This window comes from Paenibacillus sp. P13VS (genome assembly GCF_015143645.1).
Classification (GTDB): domain Bacteria; phylum Bacillota; class Bacilli; order Paenibacillales; family Paenibacillaceae; genus Paenibacillus; species Paenibacillus xylanilyticus_A.
Genome location: NZ_WYEV01000010.1, coordinates 140,086 through 165,848 on the forward strand (window position 1 = coordinate 140,086; position 25,763 = coordinate 165,848).

The 25,763-nt window shown below is 48.8% G+C and carries 22 protein-coding genes, 8 tRNA genes and 1 rRNA gene; all 31 read right to left on the reverse strand.

Annotated elements, in window-relative coordinates; genetic code table 11:
* Positions 1 to 9 precede the first annotated feature (9 nt).
* Positions 10 to 1,761, reverse strand: coding sequence for a hypothetical protein (locus GUA98_RS22870; protein ID WP_193724492.1), 1,752 nt, complete (start codon positions 1,759 to 1,761; stop codon positions 10 to 12).
* A gap of 99 nt (positions 1,762 to 1,860) precedes the next feature.
* Complete coding sequence (locus GUA98_RS22875; protein WP_193724493.1) at positions 1,861 to 2,820, reverse strand: sugar phosphate isomerase/epimerase family protein; 960 nt, start codon at positions 2,818 to 2,820, stop codon at positions 1,861 to 1,863.
* A gap of 61 nt (positions 2,821 to 2,881) precedes the next feature.
* Positions 2,882 to 3,754, reverse strand: coding sequence for a carbohydrate ABC transporter permease (locus GUA98_RS22880; RefSeq protein ID WP_193724494.1), 873 nt, complete (start codon positions 3,752 to 3,754; stop codon positions 2,882 to 2,884).
* A gap of 61 nt (positions 3,755 to 3,815) precedes the next feature.
* Positions 3,816 to 4,712, reverse strand: coding sequence for an ABC transporter permease (locus GUA98_RS22885; RefSeq protein ID WP_095292991.1), 897 nt, complete (start codon positions 4,710 to 4,712; stop codon positions 3,816 to 3,818).
* A gap of 123 nt (positions 4,713 to 4,835) precedes the next feature.
* Positions 4,836 to 6,440 (reverse strand): extracellular solute-binding protein, encoded by a 1,605-nt coding sequence (locus tag GUA98_RS22890; RefSeq protein WP_153976488.1) that lies wholly within the window; start codon positions 6,438 to 6,440, stop codon positions 4,836 to 4,838.
* Between the two features lie 426 nt (positions 6,441 to 6,866).
* Entirely contained in the window at positions 6,867 to 9,140 is a 2,274-nt protein-coding gene (locus GUA98_RS22895; protein ID WP_193724495.1) for a helix-turn-helix domain-containing protein, read from the reverse strand.
* Between the two features lie 272 nt (positions 9,141 to 9,412).
* On the reverse strand, positions 9,413 to 10,360 hold the full coding sequence (locus GUA98_RS22900) for a ribose-phosphate diphosphokinase (protein ID WP_153976486.1): 948 nt from the start codon (positions 10,358 to 10,360) through the stop codon (positions 9,413 to 9,415).
* Between the two features lie 82 nt (positions 10,361 to 10,442).
* On the reverse strand, positions 10,443 to 11,267 hold the full coding sequence (hisJ, locus tag GUA98_RS22905; protein WP_193724496.1) for a histidinol-phosphatase HisJ: 825 nt from the start codon (positions 11,265 to 11,267) through the stop codon (positions 10,443 to 10,445).
* A gap of 11 nt (positions 11,268 to 11,278) precedes the next feature.
* The gene (hisIE, locus tag GUA98_RS22910) at positions 11,279 to 12,007 is read right to left on the reverse strand and encodes a bifunctional phosphoribosyl-AMP cyclohydrolase/phosphoribosyl-ATP diphosphatase HisIE (RefSeq protein ID WP_193724497.1); all 729 of its coding nucleotides are present in this window, start codon (positions 12,005 to 12,007) and stop codon (positions 11,279 to 11,281) included.
* Positions 12,000 to 12,761, reverse strand: a complete 762-nt coding sequence (gene hisF, locus GUA98_RS22915) for an imidazole glycerol phosphate synthase subunit HisF (protein ID WP_095362053.1) — start codon at positions 12,759 to 12,761, stop codon at positions 12,000 to 12,002. Before hisF ends, hisIE begins: the two co-directional genes overlap by 8 nt.
* 27 nt (positions 12,762 to 12,788) lie before the next feature.
* Positions 12,789 to 13,523 carry a 1-(5-phosphoribosyl)-5-[(5-phosphoribosylamino)methylideneamino]imidazole-4-carboxamide isomerase gene (gene hisA / locus GUA98_RS22920; protein WP_095292978.1) on the reverse strand — a complete coding sequence of 245 codons (735 nt, stop codon included), beginning with the start codon at positions 13,521 to 13,523 and terminating at the stop codon, positions 12,789 to 12,791.
* A gap of 124 nt (positions 13,524 to 13,647) precedes the next feature.
* Complete coding sequence (gene hisH, locus GUA98_RS22925) at positions 13,648 to 14,280, reverse strand: imidazole glycerol phosphate synthase subunit HisH (RefSeq protein WP_193724498.1); 633 nt, start codon at positions 14,278 to 14,280, stop codon at positions 13,648 to 13,650.
* A 3-nt stretch (positions 14,281 to 14,283) separates the two neighbouring features.
* Positions 14,284 to 14,913: an imidazoleglycerol-phosphate dehydratase HisB gene (hisB, locus tag GUA98_RS22930; protein ID WP_227780001.1), complete on the reverse strand. Its 630-nt coding sequence runs from the start codon at positions 14,911 to 14,913 to the stop codon at positions 14,284 to 14,286.
* Entirely contained in the window at positions 14,906 to 16,210 is a 1,305-nt protein-coding gene (gene hisD / locus GUA98_RS22935; protein ID WP_193724499.1) for a histidinol dehydrogenase, read from the reverse strand. The genes hisB and hisD overlap by 8 nt, the downstream gene beginning before the upstream one ends.
* Before the next feature lie 78 nt (positions 16,211 to 16,288).
* Positions 16,289 to 16,948 (reverse strand): ATP phosphoribosyltransferase, encoded by a 660-nt coding sequence (gene hisG, locus GUA98_RS22940; RefSeq protein ID WP_153976480.1) that lies wholly within the window; start codon positions 16,946 to 16,948, stop codon positions 16,289 to 16,291.
* 1 nt (position 16,949) lies between these two features.
* Entirely contained in the window at positions 16,950 to 18,176 is a 1,227-nt protein-coding gene (locus GUA98_RS22945) for an ATP phosphoribosyltransferase regulatory subunit (RefSeq protein ID WP_153976479.1), read from the reverse strand.
* A gap of 476 nt (positions 18,177 to 18,652) precedes the next feature.
* The gene (locus tag GUA98_RS22950; RefSeq protein WP_153976478.1) at positions 18,653 to 19,186 is read right to left on the reverse strand and encodes an acyltransferase; all 534 of its coding nucleotides are present in this window, start codon (positions 19,184 to 19,186) and stop codon (positions 18,653 to 18,655) included.
* Positions 19,183 to 19,839: a pyrophosphatase PpaX gene (gene ppaX / locus GUA98_RS22955; RefSeq protein ID WP_153976477.1), complete on the reverse strand. Its 657-nt coding sequence runs from the start codon at positions 19,837 to 19,839 to the stop codon at positions 19,183 to 19,185. Before ppaX ends, GUA98_RS22950 begins: the two co-directional genes overlap by 4 nt.
* Before the next feature lie 6 nt (positions 19,840 to 19,845).
* Positions 19,846 to 20,883 (reverse strand): prolipoprotein diacylglyceryl transferase, encoded by a 1,038-nt coding sequence (gene lgt / locus GUA98_RS22960; RefSeq protein WP_153976476.1) that lies wholly within the window; start codon positions 20,881 to 20,883, stop codon positions 19,846 to 19,848.
* A 152-nt stretch (positions 20,884 to 21,035) separates the two neighbouring features.
* Complete coding sequence (gene hprK, locus GUA98_RS22965; protein WP_095292959.1) at positions 21,036 to 21,974, reverse strand: HPr(Ser) kinase/phosphatase; 939 nt, start codon at positions 21,972 to 21,974, stop codon at positions 21,036 to 21,038.
* Positions 21,975 to 22,260: 286 nt separating this feature from the next.
* A complete protein-coding gene (locus tag GUA98_RS22970; protein WP_095292957.1) occupies positions 22,261 to 23,385 on the reverse strand; it encodes an ABC transporter ATP-binding protein in 1,125 nt (374 codons plus the stop codon).
* Positions 23,386 to 23,488: 103 nt separating this feature from the next.
* Positions 23,489 to 24,682 (reverse strand): PucR family transcriptional regulator, encoded by a 1,194-nt coding sequence (locus tag GUA98_RS22975; RefSeq protein ID WP_193724500.1) that lies wholly within the window; start codon positions 24,680 to 24,682, stop codon positions 23,489 to 23,491.
* 156 nt (positions 24,683 to 24,838) lie between these two features.
* A tRNA-Lys gene (locus GUA98_RS22980) sits at positions 24,839 to 24,911 on the reverse strand.
* 7 nt (positions 24,912 to 24,918) lie between these two features.
* Positions 24,919 to 25,004: transfer RNA gene (locus GUA98_RS22985), tRNA-Tyr, on the reverse strand.
* A 12-nt stretch (positions 25,005 to 25,016) separates the two neighbouring features.
* Positions 25,017 to 25,089 (reverse strand) — tRNA-Phe (locus tag GUA98_RS22990).
* A 19-nt stretch (positions 25,090 to 25,108) separates the two neighbouring features.
* Positions 25,109 to 25,186 (reverse strand) — tRNA-Asp (locus tag GUA98_RS22995).
* A gap of 9 nt (positions 25,187 to 25,195) precedes the next feature.
* Positions 25,196 to 25,271: transfer RNA gene (locus GUA98_RS23000), tRNA-Thr, on the reverse strand.
* A gap of 5 nt (positions 25,272 to 25,276) precedes the next feature.
* A tRNA-Val gene (locus GUA98_RS23005) sits at positions 25,277 to 25,352 on the reverse strand.
* A gap of 9 nt (positions 25,353 to 25,361) precedes the next feature.
* A tRNA-Met gene (locus GUA98_RS23010) sits at positions 25,362 to 25,438 on the reverse strand.
* A 42-nt stretch (positions 25,439 to 25,480) separates the two neighbouring features.
* Positions 25,481 to 25,572, reverse strand: a tRNA-Ser gene (locus tag GUA98_RS23015).
* Between the two features lie 82 nt (positions 25,573 to 25,654).
* A 23S ribosomal RNA gene (locus GUA98_RS23020) occupies positions 25,655 to 25,763 on the reverse strand; the annotation flags it as partial.

A 25,763-nucleotide genomic window follows, 5' to 3' on the forward strand; every position in this document is an offset into this window, starting at 1 on the left:
CCTCTCCATTTACAACTTCGCTGCCATCGTCGGTGACAGTGTAATGTCTATCGTCTTCCTGAACGGTGTCATAAAGTTGACCTGCACAACCTTGCACCTGTCTGGTAATTTCGCCTCGCGTACGGTTGCTGCCAGATGGCCCATCTCGCCTCCGGTTAGCTCGATCCAGTCTTCTCCACAAGAATAGCGGAGCGTTCCACCCTTCCACAGATAATGCCCGCCACTCGTCTCAAGCAGCTCGCCAGCTGACAGCTCCCCTTCATCTCCGAATACGAAGGACAACTGCATCATAACCTCCTCGGGTTCGTCACCTGACAATTCCAGTTTCCACCCCTTCTCCGTTGTTACTACCTCCGCACTTATGCGGAATATCTGTTCATGCGTAAGTTCTCGTTTCTGATGAGGTAGCAGATACCAAGGGCTAGTGGAAGTTTTCACAGTCTCGGGCAGCTGATCTGCAGGAATAGGAGCATAATAGCCTTTCTTCTGTTCACCCCTCAGGCGATATCCTGCGGGCAATCGGTCCATCTGCTGCATTGGCACATAGCCGGGATTGAAGTAGGAGGCCAGCTGCACGGCCAGAAGACGCACCGAACCATGACGAAGAGCAAAGAAAGACGGCACTTCCGTCATTATGGTTATGCTTGTCGCATGATCCCTTATTCGGGCAACAGGCGCGCCAAAATCCGTATGCATCCGGCTATGAGAGATATGTCCATAATGTCCTGCTGACGCCATTTGTTGTAAATAACCTTCGCGCGCAAAGTGTTCATTCAACATGATCTCATACTGCTTAGGCAGTTCATCTTCGACCTCATATATCTCCTGCAGCTCCGGCTCCAGCAATAACCGAATGAGCGAATTGACCGAACAGACGCCAGGGTCTGTTAGTGAATCGCCTGCCCATTTCGCCATATTGGCCAAGAGCGGATCTTGGTCTATTCGCGCAAGGATTGCATATGGCAGGTAATAAGGGGACAGGTCATGCATACTGCCCAGATCCTGACGGCCCGAGTAATCCGTAACAATCTCACCTGTCGGATGTACCAGATACACCATCATGCGCAGATTAAGTCTGACGGGCTCAAGCAGTTCAGGACGATTTAACAACCGAGCCGCATGGATCAGCATCATGTCGCTAACCGCGTTATAGATTCCGTTGCTGCGTTCTGTCCACTCCCCATCTGGAGTTATATCCATTCCTTCCGCCAGCCACTGCTCTGCACGCTTCACTGTCTCTTCCAGGTCAAACAGCTGATGCAGGAAACCAAGAGCCGCGCATAACACCCAGCGATGGTTCGGCGTATGGCAACCTCCTGTAAGCATGACAGGTACGGTTCGTTCCAAAAATAACCGCATATTGTCCAGCACAGGCTGCAGCTTCTCCCAATCCTGCTGTTGAAGCAGCTGGTACAACTGAGCATACCCCACCACGACAAACGCCGTGTCTGGCGGTGAATGATAGTTGGTCCATCCCGGAGATATGGAGCCGTCTTCATGCTGGTTACGGAGCACAAACTCCGTTGCCAGTAGAAGGCGATGTAACAGCTCTTCATTCCGATAATAGCTTGAATCGGGGTTAGCAAGCGCTGCCCCCCAGTAACACATATCCGTAGGGGTTCCGGTCGTATGATTAACCCAGGCGTTACCGGTGTAGGGATCGATTGTTCCACCGTAGTATCGGCTATTCGGATCAAGCACCTGCCGGGACAAGCCTCTCTCCACCGCCTTGTCATTGCTATCCACCAGTTGCTTGTACATGTGCCATTCCCTCCAAACTGAGTATTTGCGCGTGGCTGGGCTGGATTGCCAAAGAAACAGCCGCAGCACACTCATCCAGCGTGCGGTCTGTTTCCAACATCATCGTTCCTCCCTTGCCGTATCCATCTTCTTCATAAGCAGTTCGTGACTCTCATGAATTTCATCCGGTGTACAAGCGGATTTCAGTTCATAGACCTTGACCCTTGCCTGGCGGATCATGGGGAGGTATGCATCATAGAAATGCATATCTTGACTGTGCACATACGGGCACCAGTGATCCGAAAGGCCAAGCGTCTCATGGATATGAACACCTACGATATCATCCATCAGCCCTTGCATCTCACCCACGCTGTCGTAGAGTCCCAGACGATCCATCATGATGGCATGCCCGGTATCATACCAGATGCCAACTGGAGCCCCTTGCAGAGCCTTAATAATGGTCTTGGCTTCGGCCAGCGTAGGAATCTGCTGGGGTCTTGAGCGGGTTTCGATGCCGAATTGGACATGGAGACCTTGGGCTGCTGCCTGATTGCAGACTTCATCCAGGCTGCGAATAATCTGTTGGACGTAACCGGTGCTCATTGCCTGCCGACGTTCAACAAATTCCTCCCATTTGCTGCGATACTTAGGTGAATCCTTCCCCTCGTCGTGATACAGCTGAGCAAGCTCCTTGCTGACACTCTCCGGGATAGGTACCTCTCCCGGGTGTACAACAACAGCCTCAGCCCCGTAACGATGGGCATATTCTGCAGAACCGACAAGCAGCTGGATGGCCTTTTGACGTTTCGTTTCTTCCTGGAATCCGAGCAGTACCGAGTCTGTACCGTAATCCGGGTCTGGCACATGAGGAAATGTGTTATGCACACTGGAAACACCAATCTCTCCGCGCTCAATCATAGGCTCAATAGACGTCAGCATTTCCTGCGTCACGTTGTAGTTAAGTTCAACACGGCGGAAGCCAAGCTCGCGAATTTCCTGGATCATGGCCTCGCCTACCTGGTGACGCTTAATGTTCCAGCATGTGGAGAACGAATACTCACCCTTATCATTTTGCTGCATACAAGCTCACTCTTCCTTTCTCTATTGCAACCTTTCCCACATATGATGGATATGGCTTCAATCAACCTTTTACAGCCCCAAGCATGGCACCACTAACGAAATATTTCTGCAGCCAAGGATAGACCAGCAGGATGGGAACGGTAGCAAATATAACGGTGGCAGCCTTCAGACTTTCTGGTGTAAGCGGTGCGCGGTTTGCACCCTCCATCTGTGTCAGTTCACTCACCATGTTGTTCTGTACCATTTGGAACAGCTTAAGCTGCAGCGGATACAGCTGTGGATCGTTAATGTACATCAGGGAATCCTGGAATCCGTTCCAACGTCCCACCGCATAGAAGAGAGACAAGGTTGCCATCACTGGCAGCGAGAGCGGAAGAATGATTTTCAACAACGTATGAAGATGTGAGCTTCCATCGATCTCAGCCGACTCCTCCAGACTTTCCGGGATGCCATTGAAGAAGGAGATCAGGATAATCAGGTTAAACGGACTGACCAAGCCCGGCAGTATCAATGCCCAGACCGAATTCAGCAAATGCAGATCACGAATCAGCAAGTATTCCGGAATGATCCCGCCACTGAAGAACATCGTAATGATGATGACATACATGAAGAGCTTGCGGCCCTTCAGTTTCTTCTTGGTCAACGGGTACGCTGCAGCAATAGTAAACAGCATGCATAATACCGTAGTCGCAATCGTCAGAAGCGCAGTGTAACCAAGTGAATAGAGCATGGAATGGTCAGAGAACACCTTGACGTATGCATCCCAATTAAACTCCTTCGGAAACAGCCTCACTTCTCCCGATGTTATCGCTCGGTTGGAGCTAAACGATATGGCAATCGTGTGCAGAAAAGGAGCTAGACAGAACACGACAAACAGGGTTACAAAGGAGATATTAACGATATCAAAAATCCGATTTGAGGTGCGGTCACTCATATGCGCACAACTCCTCTACTGATGGTCTAGAGAATAACAGGCTCGCTTACGTTCTTTTCCTCTACAAAATCCCTTCACCAGTTACCTTTTTCGAAATGTAGTTGGAGCCCAGCACGAAAATAAGACCCACGACGGCCTGGAACAGTCCGACTACTGTTGCCAGTGTATACTGCCCGGATTCCAAACCCATCCGGTATACGAAGGTGCTTAGAACATCTGAATATTCACGCACCGCTGTGTTCCCGATAATGTAAGGACGATCGAATCCAATCGTGACCATGTGCCCCAGATTCAAAATAAGCAGGGTTACAATGGTCGGCTTGATGCTTGGCAATGTAATATGCCAGATCTTTTTGAGACGTGTTGCTCCATCAATCTCAGCCGCTTCAAACAACTCCTTGTTCACACCCGTCAGTGCAGCCAGATACAGGATGGTTCCCCACCCGGCACTTTGCCAGACACCGGTAAACAGGTAGGTTACAAGCCACGGATTCTTTTCCGTCAGAAATGGGATGGGGTTCAGCCCCATACTCTCGAGCACACCGTTTACCATACCTGATTGGTTGCCAAACAGCTGGTATACGATCCCCCCGATAATCACCCATGAAATGAAGTGAGGGATATACAGGATGGTCTGCGACAGTTTTTTGAACCATTTAAACCGAATTTCATAGAGCATGATTGCCAGGATAATTGGAGCAGGAAAAGATACAATCAGATCCAGAAAGTTGAGCATAAAGGTATTTCGCAGCGTGGTGTAGAAGTCCCGCATCCCAAATACCTCGCGGAAGGCATCAAAGCCAATCCATTCGCTGCCGCCAATACCCTGAAACAGGTTAAAATCCTTAAATGCAATCTGTACGCCGTACATCGGTCCGTAACGGAAAATCACGAAGTAAATAAGGGGCAGGGAAATCAACGCGTACAATTGCCAATACCTCTTCAAGTAGGGGGTCATGTCTGTCTCCTCCAATCCGTGAAGATAAACTGTGCCGCCTCAAGTGACGGTGACGGCACAGGTCACTTCAAAGTTTATCTGCTCTCTCCAGTAAGCTCTGTACCACTTGCGAGGATCATTTTCTTATTTGGCAGCAAGCTCCTGAACAGCTTGTTCAAGTTCTTTTTTCAGTGCTTCACCGCCGAGTGACATGTAATCATTCATTTCCCGTTCGTATACTGCTTCGAATTCTTCCGGTTTCGCCATTGCTGTTTTTACGATAATGACATTGAGCTTATCTTTGAGTGCTGTGCCATATTTCATTTCTGCTTCAATTGGCTTATCGAAGATAATCGGTCCTACAGTGTCCGTATTGGCAATATCAATGGACTGCTTCAACATCTCCTGATTGTTCTGCGGGAATCCCAAGACCCAAGCTTTTTCATTCATGGCCTGGTCACCCACATTTTTGCCGTTCGAAATGATGGCCATATCCCCTGCATTGAAAAGACGATCCTTGGCTTCCTGCGAGGCATCCTCTTTGACAACAGGAAGTCCATCAACCAGTTCATAGTTCTCCCCTTCAACCCCATTGAGGATATCCAGCAGGTTATTGTCTGAAGCCATCCAGTCCAAATATTTTATCGCTTCCACAGCGCGTTTACTGCTTTTAGGAATCATGATGTACATGCCGTTGGAGCCGTAACGAGACTTAATATGTTTGTTGTCTACATTCGCATTGGTATAAGCATCGACTGGAACCAGGTTGCTTCCCTCTACATTTTTGCGCAGATTGTCCAGCGTTCCATCTGCATAGAAGATGGCATCCACATCTTCAGACCAGTAGCCGATGTTACCGTTCTGCACGTCCTTGGCCAGTTGGGTTTTATCTTCATCCAGACTGAAGTCTTTGCTGATTAAGCCCTCGTTGTACAGTTTGTTCATGAACTTCATGGCATCCTTGAAACCCTCATGCAGTGGCAGCTCAAAACGCTGCGCGTAAGTCAGATCACCACTAACCGGCTTGATAAAGGAGTAGATTAATGTTTCAAATTGAGCTGGAGCCAGCGCCATTCCCATTGGAATGTTTTTGCTGCCAAGCTGGCCAGGGTCCTTCTCTTTAAATGCCTTCAAAGTGGTATACAGTTCATCGGTAGTTGTAGGCAATGGCAATCCCAGTTTGTCCAGCCAGTCCTTACGAATGTACGAGCTGTATCGTCCTGTAATCGCACGTTTACCCGGTATAGCGAACTGCTGGCCTTCCAGCTGTCCAAACTTTAATGTATCCTCGCCCAGGAACTTCTTCAGGTTCGGTCCATACTGATCCAGCAGTTCACCGACATCGGTCAGCCCGCCCTGCTGGGCATAGCGGTAGAACACACTTGAGTCATATACAAAAACAATATCGGGAACATCGGTATTGCTGGCCATGAGAACATTCAGCTTCGTCACTTCTTCCGAGCGTTGAATCGGTACGAACTGCACATCAATATTATTCGGGTCACCGAATTTTTCCTGCACCAGCTTTGATAAGTAGTTATTCGTAATGGTGTAAGGTGAAGGACTGTTACCACGATCAAACACTTCCACTTTCAAGGTGACACGCTCGCCATTACCTGACGCATTGCCATCTGCTCCGCCTTGTTCTGATGCGGATGAACAGCCGGCCAGCAAGGAAACTCCCATTACCATCGTAAGCGCAAGTCCTACCCATTTCTTTAGACTCCCTTTGGTTGCTTTTCCTGTCATTTGTGTCATCTCCTTTGCCCTTGTGTGAATGGTTAAATCCTGCCCAGAGTATTCCACATCATTCCTGACATTGGCAACAAACCCGTTTCGTAAACGCTTACATAAGGAGAATGGTTTATGCCAGCGACGATTTTCGTACACTGACCATTTTCATTGGTTCCTTGACCCATTTATTCCATTCATGCTGCACAGTGTTATTTCCGCCCAACCCGACCTGCTTTCAAAACACGATAAACCATTTTCATACACTGCCTATATTCGCATGAACACAATAAACCGGAATCATGTGTGAGGTTGTCACACGATGAACTGTCCCTCTAACAGCGGAATCGTTATGCTACAACAGCAATAGGGCGAATTCGTGCATGATGCTCTCCTGACGGAGAGCGCCTGCACGAATTCCGCCCTGTACATGTCCTGATGTAGTCAGCCGCTCGACTCTTTCTCTTTATAATTGTTCGCGGGATGCTCACGCTTCGAACGGCGATAATCACCTGGTGTAATCCCTGTTACCCGTTTGAACACACGTCCAAGGGTAATTCCGTTGGCATACCCCACTTTCAGAGCAATGTCCTGCAACGAAAGATCGGTGTGGACCAGAAGTCGTTCAACTTCCTTCATCCGCAGCTCGGTCAGGAAATCCACAAACTTCATGTTAAACTCTGTTTTGAATAGATAACTTGCATGCTTGCCCGAAACCTGGAATCGATCACTCAGATGCTTCAGCGAAAGATCCGGATTCGCAAACTGTTCTTCGATGTATGTTTTCATCTCATTGACCAGTGCTCTGTAACTCTTGGTTTCGGTCACCGATACATAGGTTCGGAACAGTTCAGTCAGATCATCAAACAGCATGGATTTGACATCCTCAAGCGTCTTCGCTTCCTTCATCGATTTTAACCACTGATTCAAGTTCTCTTCGGATAATTTCTCCTGAAGCTCCTCTGACATCATGGCCACTTCGCGGCGAAGCATCTGCAGCATGGCCTCGAGAAGAGAGAGAATATCGTCATCAGGCAGCATGTTGTGCTCAAAGGCAGTAAAAATCTCCTCAAGCAGGTCACGCCACTGGCCGCTCGACATTCGGAATCGCTTCACAAAATCGGCAATCATCTGCAAGTAGGTGTAGGTTTCCAGCAACTGCTGAGAGGTTTCACCAGCCCCGGCCAGAACCACATCTCCATTCATCAGGAGCTTGCGCTGCATAACGGCTTCTGCTGCTGTATATGAGTCACGGATTGCTCCTACCCCTCTGGCAATCGGCCCGATTCCGAAGCTAAGCGAAATACGGAGATTCTGTTCCACCCAAGACCTGAACTCTTCTGCAACTGCACAGATTCGGTCAGTCATATCTTCACTGGGTTCCAGGGACTGAAACAGGATCGCAATCCGGTCCGCACTCACCCACTCCATCCAGCATTGCATTCCCGTGTTACGAGTGAGCTCCTGCAAGACGTTCATCAGAGCGAATTTTAGCGTGTTCTGCTCACCTCGCGTATATCGTTCCTGGAACCCCTGCTCATATCGATTGATTTCTCCCAGTACAACCGTAAAGTGTGATGACTGATCCGTATCCGTTAACGGTGATAGCTCCTTTAATCGTTCAGTGGCACGATCCAGATTGTCCCCCTGCAATAGATCGTTAAATAGCTTGCTCCGCTGCAGCAGCGCATTTTCCCTGCTTTTTTCGTCATAATCCATCATGTGATTAATCAGATTTTCCAGCACACCGTCAATCAGCTTCATTTCATCCACACTTGACCCTGATTGCTCCGATGCTCTGATTTGATGGGCCTCAATTCGGTTCATGATTATCTGAATAGGCTTATAATTGCGGCGAGTGATATAGACAATATAAATGATGGCACAGACAACAGTCAGGGCTGCAATAAACACCCATACATAAGAAATGACCGATACCCAGCCAAAGAGATTGCCTGCCTTAATACCACTATCGAGCGTCCAACCAAGCCTTTCGAGGTGAAGTGTATTTAATGGTTGTCCCCCATGAGCGCCTTCACTGTCTGAGTGGGCATTATATACAACCTGACCCTTCTGATCCGTAACCGTCATGAAGGAAAGCTGTCCATTCACCATGCTGTCGATGCTCTGCTCAATACTACTCATCTTGATATTAATGACCAGTACACCATCGGTACCAAAGGGTAAAGGCATGTCCTTATTAACCGTGAGCACCCGGATTGGGGTGCGCTGAACCGACTCCACATCATATACGCGGACAGGCTGCCACCCGGGAGCAAGGGAACCAGACATGATTTGTTCAATCCAGTATTGATCTGCAAAACCTTCTATTTCTCGTGCTCCGCTTGAAGTTAAAGCGCTATCATTCTTTTTATCATATAAATAAATTGATTGAATCCAAGAGGAGGAATTCGTCAGTTCACGCAAACTCTGCGCGATGGTATAGACGGTTTCCTTGCTTGCCTGACCTGGATTGTTGAAGTAGAGCTTATACGCCTGCTCACTCTGTACGGCCTCCGTCACCGACAGTTCAATATCACGAATAGTACGATCAAGGTTATCTACCAGATAACTGGCGGATATACGGTCCGCTTTTCTCGTTTCTTCTCGGGAGATATCGTTAATGAACACAAAAGCAATAAAAATGAGTATGGTCACGGTAAGAAAAAAAATAGGGAAATACGAAAAGAGTAACCGATAATACCAAGTACGGGACAATAGACCCCACTCCTCACTCCACTGAGCTAATGTACATCAGCTGTGGTTCTCCTATTTATCACATTTTCATTCATTCTTGCTCTGATTGTGGCGTTTTCGGGTAACTCCAAATAAGTCCGATAGATGCAATTTGATGTTATTATAGCACAAGCTTCAGAGCAGCCAAGCAGGGAATTATAGCATCAAGCAGTTCAGATATAATTTAGAAAAACAAAAAACCGTGCTGAGCAGCTAGCTACTCAAACACGGAACAGCAAATCTCCATGAACACATTAAATTCCCGAATCTCTAAACAATGTCGCCATGGAGCCTCCATCCACAATAATGCGAACGGCTCTTGCCAGCATTGGCGCAACAGGCAGGACTTTGAAGCACTCCGGATGGTCATCAGGCAGCGCAATGGAATCGGTGACAACCACTTCGGCTATGGATGGATGATTAAGCTTGGTTAGCGCATTACCCGAGAATAGACCGTGTGTCGCACACACATACACATTTTTGGCCCCGCGTTCCTTCAACCCTTCCACCACATTTAAAATGGTCGTCCCTGTATCAATGAGATCCTCAATGATAATTGGCGTGCGTCCTTCTACATCTCCAATCACATGTGTAATGATGGATTCATTGTGGCTCGGCCGCTTTTTGATCATAATGGCAAAAGGTGAATCCAACCGATTGGCCAGCTTCTCCGCCATGGATGCCCGTCCTGCATCCGGGGATACGACCACCGGATTCTCAATGCCTTTGCTAAGCAGGTACTCGCTTATCAGATCAAGCGATGTCATATGATCGACAGGTATGTTGAAGAAGCCCTGGATCGCTGCTGCATGCAAATCAATCGTTACCACCCGGTTTGCACCGGCTGTCGTCAGGACATCTGCCACCATCTTAGCCGAGATTGGCTCACGTGGTGCAGACTTGCGCTCCTGACGGGCATATCCGTAATAGGGAACGATAATGTTCACTGTGCGGGCAGAAGCCCGTTTGGCCGCATCAATCATCACGAGCAGTTCGACAAACAGCTCGTTAATCGGATGAGACAGTGACTGGACCAGAAACACATCACAGTTACGGATGGTTTCTTCGTAATGAACGTATATTTCTCCGCTCTTGAACCGGGACAGCTTAATTTTGCCCAACTGTACACCCAGCTTGTCACATACCTGTTCTGCCAGCTTGGGGTTCGATGAACCGGAAAAAATACGTAACGAATGTTGCATAATGCCCCTCCCGAGGGTTAGATTCCCTATATAATCCCTTATTGAACAAGGTTATTTCCTAACCTCATTATACCCCACTGTCTTATACATTTAAAGGAGCGAAAGAGCGGCGGCGACCTTCAAAAACAGCCACCTCCGTACAACCCAGCTCCTTCAGAAGCTGCTCGGCTTCTGGCAAATGTTCACCCAGTTTAAGTGGGTCGTGGGCATCAGAACCAAGGGTGAGCGGGATACCCAGCTTAATGGCTTCTGTTAACATCCGGCGACTAGGGAACATCTCGGCACAAGGCTTCGACAATCCGGACGCATTAAGCTCCATAGCGCAGCCACTCTTCGCAATGGCTTGCAGAGCTGCATTCTCCAGTGCAATACGCTCTTCCGTCTGCTCCGGTGAGGGATTGAAGCCAAAACGTTTAATAACGTCAGTGTGCCCCATAATATCGTACATGCCTGTAGCAGCAGCTTTACTTACCGCATCATAATACTGATGGTATACCTCTAAAATATCTTTGCCTTCCCAGTGATGGGTCTGGCGGAAGTCGGTGATATCCCATTCCCCAAGGAAATGAACCGAACCGATGATGTAATCCCAAGGATAACGTTCAATGATTGACCGGATTTCGGACTCCCATCCTTCGATATAATCCCCTTCAAGGCCAACACGCACCTCGATCTGTCCGCGGTACCGCTCTTTCAGTGAGAAGCATTCTTCCACATAGCGAGGCAGCTCTTCCATGGGCATGGCCATTTCGGGATAATAATTCGCTGGATCTACATGCAGCAAAGGCATGTGATCAGACAGTCCAATCTGGGACAGTCCAATCTCCACGCCTCGCTGTACATATGCCTCAAGCTTGCCGACAGCATGACCGCAGCGCTCATGGTGAGTGTGATAGTCAATACGCATTAGAGCACCCCCTAATCGCGGCGTGGCCGTTCATGACGGCGGCTCAGCTCAGCCATAATGTCGTCCAGCGGCAGTTTGCGCTCTTGCAGTAGAACGAGCAGGTGATACATCAGGTCACTGACCTCAAGTCGAAGCTCGTCATTATCTTTATTTTTGGCGGCGATGATCGTTTCGGACGCTTCTTCGCCGATTTTTTTCAATATTTTATCAACGCCCTTATCAAACAGATACGTGGTATATGCACCTTCCGGACGTTCCACTTCACGTTGAGCAATGACGGATTCAAGCTCAGCAAGTACCTCAAAGCGACCTTCGGCTTTTGATTCCGAGACGTCTGCGTTTGTTTCATTTCCGGATTGTTCTGTAGAATTCTGAGGCAGCCCTACAATTTCATTATGGAAACAGGTCACCTCACCGGTATGGCAGGCAGGACCGTTTGGTTTAACCTCTACCAGCAGCGTATCCCCATCACAATCGTACTTCAGTGAGGTAATCGTCTGTACGTTCCCGGACGTAGCCCCTTTATGCCACAGCTCTTGGCGTGAACGGGACCAGAACCAGGTTTCTCCCGATTCCAGTGACAATTTCAATGATTCCCGGTTCATGTATGCCATCATTAACACTTGGCGTGTCTCAGCATCCTGCACGATTGCAGGAACCAGACCGTCACTCCAGCGGATATGCTCTACAACCTGCTCCAGGGATAAGCGCTCCCTGATCTCGTTACTTACATTACTCACGGATCTCCACCCCTTGTTCTCTCAAATGTTGTTTTAACGCCGGTACAGCGATCTCTTTATAATGAAATATCGTTGCAGCAAGTCCTGCATCTGCTTTGCCAGCAGTAAACACGTCATAGAAATGAGATTCCTTACCCGCACCGCCTGAAGCAATGACAGGAATTCGTACTGATTCGGATACAGCAGCAGTCAGCTTCAGGTCGAATCCATCTTTGGTTCCATCCGCATCCATGCTGGTTAGCAGAATTTCGCCGGCTCCCAGTTCCTCAGCCTGTTTCACCCATTCGAGCGCCTTGATTCCTGAAGGTTTCCGTCCTCCATGAGTGTAGACCTCCCACTCTCCCCAGGCTTCATTGTACTTGGCGTCTACGGCCACTACAATACATTGGGAACCGAAGCGGCGAGCACCGTCGGCAATCAGCTGGGGATTCAGTACAGCAGCCGTGTTGACTGCGATTTTGTCTGCACCCGCACGCAGAATGCGCTTCATGTCTTCAACTTTGGAGATGCCACCACCCACAGTAAAGGGGATGGCGATTTCGCCAGCGGTCTGCCGTACCACTTCTTCCATCGTTTCACGACCTTCGACAGAAGCGGAAATATCGAGAAATACCAGTTCGTCTGCACCTTCACGGTCATACAGTGCCGCCAGCTCAACCGGATCACCCGCATCGCGGAGATTCACGAAGTTAACGCCTTTGACAACCCGGCCATCCTTAACGTCCAGACAGGGAATAATTCTTTTTGCCAGCATACTCCTCTTCCTCTCTATCCAGTTCCTTTACTTGTTGACTGCGCGCACCGCTTCGGACAGATCGATACTGCCGGTATACAGCGCCTTACCAACGATTGCTCCTCCGATTCCATCATCCGCATGACGGCTCAGGCGAAGCAGATCATCCATCACACTGACACCTCCGGAAGCGATAACATTACGTCCGCTCGCCTTGGCGAGAGATACAATGGCTTCCACATTTGGCCCCTGCATCATTCCATCACGGGATATGTCGGTAAAGATAAACGTCTCGGCACCAAATGCCGCCAGTTCCTTCGCCAGTACTTCAGCTTGCACCTCAGATGTCTCCAGCCAGCCGCGAGTAGCCACATAACCGTTTCGGGCATCGATACCGATCGCCACTTTATCTCCATAACGTCCTAACACTTCTTCGGTAAATGCACGGTCTTCAATAGCTGCTGTTCCGATAATGAGCCGGCTCACACCAAGACCCAGCAAACGTTCTACATCAGCTACGGTACGCAGCCCGCCGCCTACCTGAACAGGCACGTTCACTGCGGATGCAATGCGACCAATAAGTTCGTCATTTACGGGGTGACCCGCTTTTGCACCATCCAGATCGACCAGATGAACGTATGTACCACCTTGCTTCTCCCAGGAGAGGGCAACCTGTACAGGGTCATCATTATATACCGTCTCCTGATTGTAATCCCCCTGCACCAGTCTTACACATTTGCCGTCCCGGATATCAATTGCCGGATATATAATAAAAGATGACATACAAGGCCTCCTGATTTGTTCTTTATTTGTTTATCCATCTATATGAGTATGACTGCTTATTAAAAGTAGGATAGGGGCTGCCTATCCTGCATAGCTTCAACCTAACAGTTCTCCTGCCGGAAAATCAGATTTCCCCCTGATTCGGCTTGCCTGTCAACGCCAGGAAGTTTCCGAGCAGCTTCATGCCCAGTTCACCGCTCTTCTCCGGGTGAAACTGCATGCCAAAGTTGCTTCCTCTTCCCACAATGGCTGTCACCGGGTGTCCGTAATCCGTTACTGCCAGCAGATCACTTTCTACTTCGGTACGTGCATGATAGGAATGAACAAAATAAACATGTCCGGCTTCAAGCCCTTCAAAGAGGGGATTTTCCTTATGAAGGAACTCCAGGCGATTCCAGCCCATATGAGGTACCTTCAGCTCTCCTGCTGCAAAACGCACCACTTTCCCTGGCAGGATATCCAATCCGGTGTGCTCCCCATGCTCCTCACTGGAACTGAATAGCAGCTGCATACCCAGACAGATCCCAAGCAGCGGTTTGGTTCCAGCTGCCGCTTCTTTCACAACAGTGTCCAATCCACTCTCCCGCAGGTGCTCCATGGCATCACCAAATGCACCAACGCCAGGAAGGATGACCCCGTCTGCCTGTAAAATCGTTTCCCTGTCACCTGTCACCAGCGCTTCATAGCCAAGACGTTCGACCGCTTTGCCGACGCTGTGCAGGTTCCCCATACCGTAATCGACAATTGCAATCGCCATCGTCTACAGCACTCCCTTCGTGGAAGGCACGCCCGTTACACGTGGATCGATCATCGTTGCTTCGTCCAGTGCGCGTCCTAATGCTTTAAATATTGCCTCAATCATGTGATGTGTGTTCAGGCCGTAGTGAACAATGACGTGCAGCGTAATCCGCGCCTCCAGCGCCAGTTTCCACAGAAATTCATGCACCAGTTCTGTCGAGAAGCTGCCCACTTGCTGGGATGGATACTCCGCACGATACTCGAAGTGAGGTCTGTTGCTTACATCAATGATAACCTGAGCAAGTGCCTCATCCATGGGTACAAATACACTCGCATAACGCTTGATGCCCCGCTTGTCTCCGAGCGCCTCGCGAAGGGTCTGTCCCAGGCAGATTCCGATATCCTCTACGGTGTGGTGGTCATCAATATCAATGTCGCCACGCGCCTGTACATTCAGATCGAATTGTCCGTGCTTCGTGAACAGATCGAGCATATGGTTAAGGAAAGGAACGTCCGTCTCAATCGTCGATTGCCCTGTACCATCTACGGCAAATGCCAATTGAATATCGGTTTCATTCGTCTTGCGGTCAACCTCTGCCTGGCGCACAGCACCTGTAGTTTCAAGCTCTACTCCGTTATTTAGCTTATCCATTGTCCGATTCCGCCTTTCCTTCCTGTTCTAACCGTACAGCGATTGCACGGGCGTGCCCCTCAAGCCCTTCATGGCGGGCCAGTTCTATGATAGCCGCTCCATTTTGAAGCAGCGCTTCCTTGCTGTAGTATATCAAACTTGATTTCTTAATAAAGTCATCCACATCTACCGGAGAACTGAACCGTGCAGTTCCGTTTGTCGGAATGATATGATTCGGTCCGGCAAAATAATCTCCTACCGGCTCCGAGCTGTACGGGCCGAGGAAAATCGCGCCGGCATTTTCGGTTCGGCCGGCATAAGCCATCGGCTCCTGCACCAGAATCTCAAGATGCTCTGGTGCAAGCCGGTTCACCACGTCGATTCCTTCATCCATGGAATCGACCACAATAATCGCGCCATACTGCTCCACCGAAGCAGCGGCGATCGCCTTCCGCGGCAGCGCCTCAAGCTGGCGCTGCACTTCGGCCTGCACGGCTTCCGCCAGCACGGCCGAGGTCGTGACGAGAATGGCCGATGCCATCTCGTCATGTTCCGCCTGCGACAGCAGGTCTGCGGCGACATACACCGGATTCGCCGTATCATCGGCGAGCACCACAATCTCACTCGGCCCGGCGATGCTGTCGATATCGACCGCGCCGTAGACCTCACGCTTCGCGAGCGCCACGTAGATATTACCCGGTCCACAGATCTTATCGACCGGGGCAATGCTCTCCGTGCCGTAAGCCAGAGCGGCGATGGCCTGCGCGCCGCCAACCCGGTACATCTCGTTCACGCCTGCTTCCGCAGCAGCTACGAGAATGTACGGGTCAATGCCCTCGCCGCCGTTGGTTGCCGGCGGCGTCACCATAACAATCTCCGGCACACCAGCAACCTGTGCCGGAATGACATTCATCAGCACCGACGAAGGATACGCTGCTTTACCGCCAGGCACATACACCCCGACCCGCTTCAGCGGCCGGATGACCTGGCCCAGCAGACTGCCGTCCGGCTGCCAATCCATCCACGAATTACGTTTCTGTTTCACGTGAAACGCTCGAATGTTGGCGGCGGCTTGCCGAATCGCCGTCACGAAGGAAGGTTCTACAGCAGCGTAAGCTGCCTGAAGCTCTTCCTGCGGCACGCGCAGTCCGGCAGCAGTCAGCTTTGTGCGGTCCAGCTCCTCCGTATAGCGCAGCAGGGCCGCATCTCCTTCCCGGCGGATATCACTGACAATGCGGCGCACTGTTTCATTTTGCTCAGGTGTACCGTAATCCACTTCCCGCTTCAGATCGAATTCCCGTGCAGGTACAATTTTCATGCCTTCTACCTCCCTGGCCCTGTATTTCCTGTCAGCCATAAGTGTTCATCCATTCCTCTATTCTATCTTGCCGATCATTTATCCCTGAAGGCTTCCTGCCGAAATTTCATTAGGCGTTGGAATGACCTGCTGCAATGCATCGCACAATGCCTGAATCCGTCCATTTTTCATCCGATAACTCACCCGGTTTGCGATAAGGCGGCTCGTGATATCCAGAATGCCTGTCATCTCAACCAATCCATTCTCACGCAGTGTCTGTCCCGTCTCCACCAGATCCACAATCCGGTCAGCTAGCCCGATCAGAGGTGCAAGTTCAATGGAGCCGTTCAACTTGATCACTTCCACCTGCTGGCCCTGTTCGCGGAAATATTGAGAGGCAATTCTCGGATATTTCGTTGCCACACGCTGCTGGATACCCGGTGTCCAATCCGGCAGACCGATCACCGACATCCGGCACTGTGCGATCCCTAGATTGAGCAGCTCGTAGACATCACGATTTTCCTCCAGCAGTACGTCCTTACCGACAATTCCGATATCCGCTACACCGTATTCAACATACGTTGGCACATCTACAGGCTTCGCCATGATGAACTCCATTCCTGCTTCGGGTACTTCAATGACCAATTTGCGTGTATCGTCCACATCAACAGGAATATCGAGGCCCGCTTCACGGAAGAGCTTGGAAGCTTTTTTATAGATCCGGCCCTTGGGCATGGCTACCTTCAAAATATCCGACATCTCAGCGTCCTCCTTGTTCAGCTTGATAGGTGATAACCTGATCGTAGACGTCCCTTGATGAACGCACTGAGCTACCACCGGATGATGCCACCACTTCTGCTGCTGGTTCTGTTACTTCATGATCCGTTAAAAGGCTGGTCACCACGTTTTGTCCGCTGCTCCGTAAACGGGCCGCTTCCGCCAGTGCTTCAGCTCGGCGCGCCTTGTCGTACTGGATAAGCACAGGTTTGTTCTCTTCCATTGCAATGCCGTGCACACCATCGATGATCCGGTTCGTTTTCAGCGCAAATCCCGTTGCCGGAAGCGAGCGGCCAAACTGCTGCAGCAGATTGTCATACCGTCCCCCGCTGCACACCGGTGATCCCAGTTCTGCCGCATACCCTTCGAAGGTCATTCCAGTATAGTAGGAGAAGTCTCCGATCATTGTCAGGTCAATCAGCACATGCTCTGAGACACCGTAGGCTTCCAGTACTTCAAACACAGCACACAAATGAGCAATGGATTGCGCTGCTTCAGCACTGGAGCTAAGCTCTGCTGCATGTGCACATACTTCTTTCCCGCCACGCAATCGCAGAATGGCTTCCAATTGTTCTTTCGGTTTGGCTTCCAGATTAAGCTCCTCGATCGACTGACGATATCCAACATAGTCGCGTCCGAGCAACCCTTCTTTGAGTGCGGCCTGTTGTGCCGTCTGTCCTGGAATGACTTCCTCCAGCAAACCGTTTAGAAATCCCATATGTCCCATCGCTATTTTAAAAGAAGACACACCCGCTGCCTGCAGCGAGGCAATCGCAAGTGCAACCACTTCGGCATCTGCCTCTGGTGAGTCATCCCCAACCAGCTCTACACCTGTCTGAAAGAATTCAGCCTCACGTCCGGCTTCTTCTTCAATGGAACGAAACACATTCGCATGATAGGACAGACGCAGCGGGAGCGATTCATCTTTTAATAGAGAAGATACTACTCGTGCAATGGGTGCTGTCAGATCCGATCTCAGTACAAGTGTAGTTCCCCGGCTATTCAGCAGTTTGAACAACTTCCGATCCGAAGTCGAACTCGCCACTCCTACCGTATCGTAATATTCAATCGTTGGCGTTATAATCTGGCGATAACCCCAGCGTTCCATGCATTCCAATACGTTCCGTTCAATCGTTCTCAGCTTGTTTACCACAAGTGGTGTATAGTCACGAAAACCTGTCGGTTTTTCGAAGCCTTTTGGTTTGGACATTGGTATCATTCACCCCGAGTCAGTAGTTTGGTTTATGGGCTTTAGCTTTATCTTAAATAGGATTTATGTATCGTAAATCCCGATTCCATCTTCTATTACCCTTTATTAAGGGACCTTGTTCAGATGCTGCCGGGCAGCCTTCTTGATGCATTCTCGATCTGTTCTTGATTGATGATAGGTTCTTACTATTCCATAATACTTTCATATGGTAAAGTGCTAACAAACTAAAGGATATGGGATATGATAACATGAATGACTCCTCATCGTCAACAAAGCAGTTCTCTAGCTTACCCGCTCTGCCTTATCATTTATATCTGTTCAAACAAGTCCTCTCAGCAACATCTGTATACGAAAAAAGCTGCCATCAGCAGCTCTTTCTCATCAGAAGCAAGCACAATTGTCGTGTGCCTCTGTATATCATGTAATTTAGGGCGACTCCACAGGGTGTCCACTGCTATACCTTTTGATACCCAACCCTAATGGACACGCTCATCCATTTTCACGTGAAGCTCCAATTCACTGGTATCGACCTTGCGCGATAGTTCACGAAGTGGATTCCCACCGACAAAAGCTCCTGGGGCTACATCCTTATGAACAACCGCTCCTGCTGCGACCACTGCTCCATCCCCGATGGTTACCCCTGGAAGGATTGTCGTGTTGGCACCGATCAGCACATTTTCACCGATAATGACTTCTCCCAATCTGTACTCTTTAATAAGGTACTCATGCGCGAGAATGGTTGTGTTATAACCGATAACTGAGTTTTCGCCAACTGTGATCTTCTCGGGAAAGAACACATCCACCATAACCATCAGTCCAAATGCCGTATGTTTGCCCACCTTCATACCGAGCATGTGGCGATAGATCCAGTTCTTCACCGGAAGAATAGGACAATACCGTGACAACTGAATCCATATAAAGTTGCGAACACCCTTCCACGGACTTACCGTCTTGTAGATATGCCAGAGTGCATTGTGGCCCTCTACCGGATAGCGGGTGACTTTCCTCATGAACGTCCCGTTTCAATACGGGTCAGCGCAAGCAAGTCCTTCATGTCATGTAGTATATAATCCGGGCCATATTCACTCAGTACTGCCTCTCCCTTGAGAGACCAGGCAACACCTGCTGCAAGTGCACCCGCATTTTGGGCGGATTGGATATCGACCGGGCTATCCCCAACCATCAGCGTTGTAGCCGGATCTGCACCTAACTCCTCTATTGCTTTAAGTACAGGTTCAGCATGAGGTTTCGGATGGGTTACATCGGTCACCGTTACAATGGATTTCATATATTTCATCAGGTCAAAACGTTCCAGCACTTTAAGCGTAGATGGGCGAATCTTGGTCGTCACTACTCCCATCACAATGCCCGCTTGATGCAGAGCCTCAACAACCTCATTCACATGCGGAAAAGGTTTTACCATCGCTTCATGATGGATATCGTTATATGCGCGGTACCCTTTGACATACTCGGCCACCTCATCCTGTCCGGAGAAGGTACGCATCTGCTGCTCCAGTGTGCCTCCCATGTGCGGGATAATCTGTTCACGCGTCCACGGAGCAGAATGCTCCCATCCTTCCATGACGTGCAGGAATGAGCTGATAATCAGCTCATTTGTATCAATAATCGTTCCGTCGAGATCAAATAGTACCGTTTCAATCATGCTGCATTACTCCTTTTTATCCTCAGCTTGCTTCGTCTCCTCTTTAGCGGGACTTGGGCTTGCTTTACTCTCTTTGCTGGCAACCGGACCTGCTTGCGGCATATCATCCGTTGGTTCAGATGAAACCTTGTAAGATACAATTGGATCACTATAACGTGCATCCGCTTTTCCTGTTACTCTTCGCACAACAATAAATATGATAGCTGCAATAATGATGCCGATGGCGAGCAATTGCGAGATTCTTACGTTACCGTAGGCTGGATCCAGATAACCCTGTTCGAAGCCCAGTGCAGTCATTGGAGACCATAGACCGTTGACGAGCGAAGCAAGCCATTGTGGCGCCTGGAAGCCCAGACTGTCTGTACGCAGAGCTTCAATGAAGAATCGACCGATGGAGTACCAGATAAAGTAGGACATGAACAACTCACCAGCACGCAGAAACTTCTGCCGGCGAAGAACTAACAACAGCACCAAGCCAACAAGGCTCCATAACGACTCATACAAAAATGCAGGGTGGTGGAATACACCTTCCACATTCATCTGATTGACGATAAAGTCTGGCAAATGCAGCTTGTCCCGTAAAAAGGACTCTTCCACAGGTCCGCCGTAGGCTTCCTGGTTTACAAAGTTCCCCCAGCGTCCAATCATTTGACCAACAATGAGTCCAGGTGCGCAAATGTCAGCCATACGCCAAAAATTGTACCCTTTACGCCGGAAGAAAATGACAGCACAAATGATTGCGCCAATCAGCGCACCATATATGGCGATACCACCATTCCATATCTTGAAGACATCCCAGAAATTATCCTTATAATCATCCCATCGAAAAGCTACGTAGTATATACGTGCTCCGATAATGGCAGAAGGTACACCCAGCAGGACCATATCCATAAATACTTCCTGCGGTATGTTGTACCGCTTGCCCTCCCGGATCACCAGCAGCAGACCTACGAGCGCTGCCGTACCGAGAATAAGCCCATACCAGTGAACCTTTAACGCTCCTATAGAGAACGCAATGGGGTTCAACAGTAATAATGTATCCATTCATTCACACTCCTATAAATTCACTCATCTGTATGCATGACCAAATGGGACCTGCTCCAAATTCCGTAAGAAGTAGAGCAGGCCAGTCTTGGTCTTTATTTCAAATCCGTTTAACTTATGTTCCTACATTTCTAAAAAATATTTCTTCAATCCTAGTCCATGTCTTCCATGTCTTCCGAAATCGTTGCTGTCAGCTTGTTCGTAAATTGCAGTGCAGCGTTAAGTCCCATTTGCTTGAGACGATAGTTCATCGCCGCTACTTCAATAATGACAGCCAAGTTTCGTCCCGGACGAACAGGAATGGTTACCAGCGGTACATCCGTATCGATGATTCGTGTTGTTTCCTCATCCAAGCCGAGGCGATCATATTGCTTGTCCTGCTGCCAAGCCTCAAGGCGCACTACCAGGGTAATCCGTTTATTGTTACGAACAGCTCCTGCACCAAACAGTGTCATTACGTTGATGATCCCGACTCCGCGAATCTCCAGCAGGTGACGGATAAGCTCTGGTGCAGTTCCGTGCAGCTGGAAGTCTGATGTTTGACGGATTTCAACGGCATCATCGGCAATCAGGCGGTGTCCACGCTTAACCAATTCAAGTGCCGTTTCACTCTTACCAATACCACTGCTGCCAGTAATCAGCATACCAACTCCGTTCACATCACAAAGTACGCCATGAATTGTTGCCGTAGGCGCAAGTTTACGCTCCAGGAATCCGGTAATACGGCTGGACAGAATCGTAGTTGCCATGTTGCTGCGAAGCACGGCCAGATTCTGCTCCTCACTGATCTCGATAAGTTCCTGTGGTACTTCCAGTCCACGAGTCACCAAGATACATGGCGTTTCCTCTGTGCATAAGCGCTGCATCCGGTCACGACGTTCTGCTTCAGGTAACATTGCAAAAAAGGCCAGCTCTGTTCTCCCAAGCAGCTGTACCCGTTCTTGTGGATGGTATTCAAAATAACCGGCCATTTCGAGGCCAGGACGGTTCAAGTCATCTACCGTAATTACTCTCTTCAAACCTTGAGATCCGGAAACGACCTCAAGCTGGAACTGCTGTACCAATTCAGATACCTTCACTTTTTTCGCCATTTGTCTCTTCCTTTCAGCATTCGCTGCCTCTCTATGTACATCAGCATTTTTGCGTCTTTTCCATTCCATTATTAGCGCATTCATTTTGTTTGTTTCAGGTTACAGACTTTACAAAACAAAACCAGCCTTCAAATAATCTTAAATGAATTCAGTGTTGAATGCAATCGCGGACCACAGCCGCCCATTAATCAAAAAAGCCCCTTCCAGCAACAACGGAAGGGGCTCTGAATACAATGTATGATTGCGTTAACTGATGTTCCATCGGATCCGAGGAATCCCAGTATGATTAGTCTTGAAGGAGAACGTTCACTTCAGTCTCTTTGTCAAAGATATGAACCTTGTTCATGTCAATTGCCATTTTAACTGTGGAACCATCACGAGTATTGGAACGTCCATCTACACGTGCGATAGTCGTATCATTACCCACACCGCTCAAGTAGAGGAGCATTTCGTGACCCAGGTTCTCTGTTACGTCTACGTGTGTAGAGAATACAGAATTCGGGGATGCTTCCAGGAATACTGGCTCTTCGTGGATGTCTTCTGGACGAACACCCAGAATAACTTCCTTGCCAATGTATCCTCTTGATTTCAGCACTTGTGCTTTACCTTGCGGGATTTCAACGTCCACGCCTGGAGCTACGAAGTGCAGGTTAGCACCTTGCTCAGCAAGTTTACCCGAGATAAAGTTCATTGTCGGGGAACCGATGAAGCCTGCTACGAACAAGTTAGCTGGGTGGTTGTACAGCTCTTCAGGAGAAGCTGCTTGTTGAATGATACCATCTTTCATAACGACGATCCGATCACCCATGGTCATGGCTTCGATCTGGTCATGCGTTACGTAGATAACTGTTGTTTCCAAACGTTTAGCAAGCTTTGTGATTTCCGCACGCATCTGACCACGAAGTTTCGCATCCAAGTTGGAAAGAGGCTCATCCATCAAGAAGACTTGTGGATCACGGACAATCGCACGTCCCAGAGCGACACGCTGACGTTGACCACCGGACAATGCCTTAGGTTTACGCTCAAGCAAATGCTCGATATCCAGGATTTTAGCTGCTTCACGAACACGTTTGTCGATCTCGTCTTTTTTCACTTTACGCAGTTTCAAACCAAACGCCATGTTTTGATATACGCTCATATGCGGATACAAGGCATAGGATTGGAATACCATCGCGATATCGCGGTCTTTAGGAGCAACATCATTAACGACACGGTCACCGATATAGAGTTTACCTTCAGAAATTTCCTCAAGGCCTGCGATCATACGCAGTGTTGTTGATTTACCACAACCGGACGGTCCAACGAGTACCAAGAATTCTTTATCTTTGATGTCCAGGTTAATATCAACTACTGTTGCTTTATCAGAACCCGGGTATTTTTTGAAAATATGCTCTAAACGTACACCAGCCATGATTGTTGCCTCCTCAGAGATCATTTTGTAATCGAATACATTTTGTAGTTTTATATTAACCCATCCATGTGATGTTTGACTATTCGCAAACTGCACAAAAATATCAGAGCTTTTTCGTCACTTTGTACATAAGGAGCAAAAGCCGCACCAGAACAGCACTTTCAAAGCTTCTTACATCGTAACCAATCTCCTGTTTGATCTTGTCCAGACGGTATACGAGTGTATTGCGGTGGATGAAAAGGCGCTTTGCTGTCTCGCTGACATTGCAGTCCAGACTAAAATAGGTCTCCAGTGTTGCAAGTGTCTCACTATCCTCAAATATCGTCGTATCCTTACCTGTCTCCTTGATAAAACGAAGACGCTGCTGTTCAGGAATACTCGCCACCAATCGCTCAAGATGCAGTTCCCATGGTAAGTGAATATGCTGAGCTACGTGAAATGCTCTTCCCAAATGAATACTCTCTTCAAGCAGACCTGTAATTGTCGATAACTCCTGTACTGGAATACACGGCATGGACGCAGATAAATGAAACACACCGGCCCATTCACTCGCCACCAACTCATATAGCCCCAAACAAAAAGCATTTAGTAAATCCTTTTTTGCTTCGAGAGTATCCTCTTCCGCCTCACCTGTTACAATCTGCTCGTCGCTCAAAAAGAGCCAGTCCTGCTCTCCCAGAGGAATCAGCATAATGTCCTCACCAAAATAACTCCCCAGCAACTTGTTCAATTCCTTTGAACGAATACGATGGGCGTCTGGTGTCTCACATTGCAATAGAAACGGGATCTTTTCAGAGTGCAGCTCATCCCGAAATGAAAAGTGCTCCGGAATGGATTCCTGCCCCGCCGGGTGCTCTATCTTCTGTCGAAGCCATTTCCCCAATTCAGCAAGTTCCTGTTCCCGATTATTCTCATATGTTACTGGCAGCTCCTCAGCTATTCTGTCTGAACTGTTAGTAATCAGCAATTCAATTAAGCGCCGTGTTTCCGTAGTTATGGAGCTAGCAGAACAACCCCAACATACTAACGTTCTTTCATTTTTATTAGACTTAACTTTGAAGTAGATACGTTCCTCTGTATTTAAACTCTTTACACTCGCTATCGCGTCAGAAGCAAACTCCTGTTTAGGTTGTCCTTCCTCGGGGCTTTCCATCTCAAGCAAACCGCTTTGTTTCTGTTCCCAACCAACTAACTGCATTGCAGATTGATTCCATTCTTCTACGGTAATCTCGTATTCGTCCAAGCTCGTGCCGATAATGGATTCAATTTGTTGTTTAAGACCAAGTATGAGCTTCATATAATGAACGCCACCACTTTGCTTTTTTTTATTATTTTATCATATCTTACAATACATCGCCTTCGATGCCTTGGATCTGTAAACAGTTGTTTAATTTTCAAATATACAAAAAGAGCGATTAATCAATTTAATGATTAATCGCTCTTTCTAACAAGATGAGTCATGAAGGGCTCGAACCTTCGACACCCTGATTAAAAGTCAGGTGCTCTACCAACTGAGCTAATGACTCGTAAAACTGGTGGAGGATGATGGATTCGAACCACCGAACCCGTACGGGAGCAGATTTACAGTCTGATGCGTTTGGCCACTTCGCTAATCCTCCAGGATTAAAAGGTGGCTCGGGACGGAATCGAACCGCCGACACGAGGATTTTCAGTCCTCTGCTCTACCGACTGAGCTACCGAGCCTTATTCAATTTTAGATTAATGGCGGAACCGACGGGATTCGAACCCGCGATCTCCTGCGTGACAGGCAGGCATGTTAGGCCAACTACACCACGGTTCCAGGCATTAATGGTGCCGGCGAGAGGACTTGAACCCCCAACCTACTGATTACAAGTCAGTTGCTCTACCAGTTGAGCTACACCGGCGTATATGGTGGAGGCTGAGGGGCTCGAACCCCCGACCCTCTGCTTGTAAGGCAGATGCTCTCCCAGCTGAGCTAAGCCTCCTGGGTAATATGGTAGCGGCGGAGGGGATCGAACCCCCGACCTCACGGGTATGAACCGTACGCTCTAGCCAGCTGAGCTACACCGCCATATTAATAATCACTGATTGCTTGTCCATCTTAGGATAAAGATGGCGGAGAGAGAGGGATTCGAACCCTCGCACCGCTTACGCAGTCTAACCCCTTAGCAGAGGGTCCCCTTATAGCCACTTGGGTATCTCTCCAAACAGTCAATCAAACAATATAACAAGGATTGCTCCCTGAAAACTAGATCCGAAACGAAAACTTGCGACTAGAACCTGCAATTTGGATAAGCCCTCGACCGATTAGTACTGGTCAGCTCCATGCATTACTGCACTTCCACCCCCAGCCTATCTACCTCGTCGTCTTCAAGGGGTCTTACATACTGGGAAAT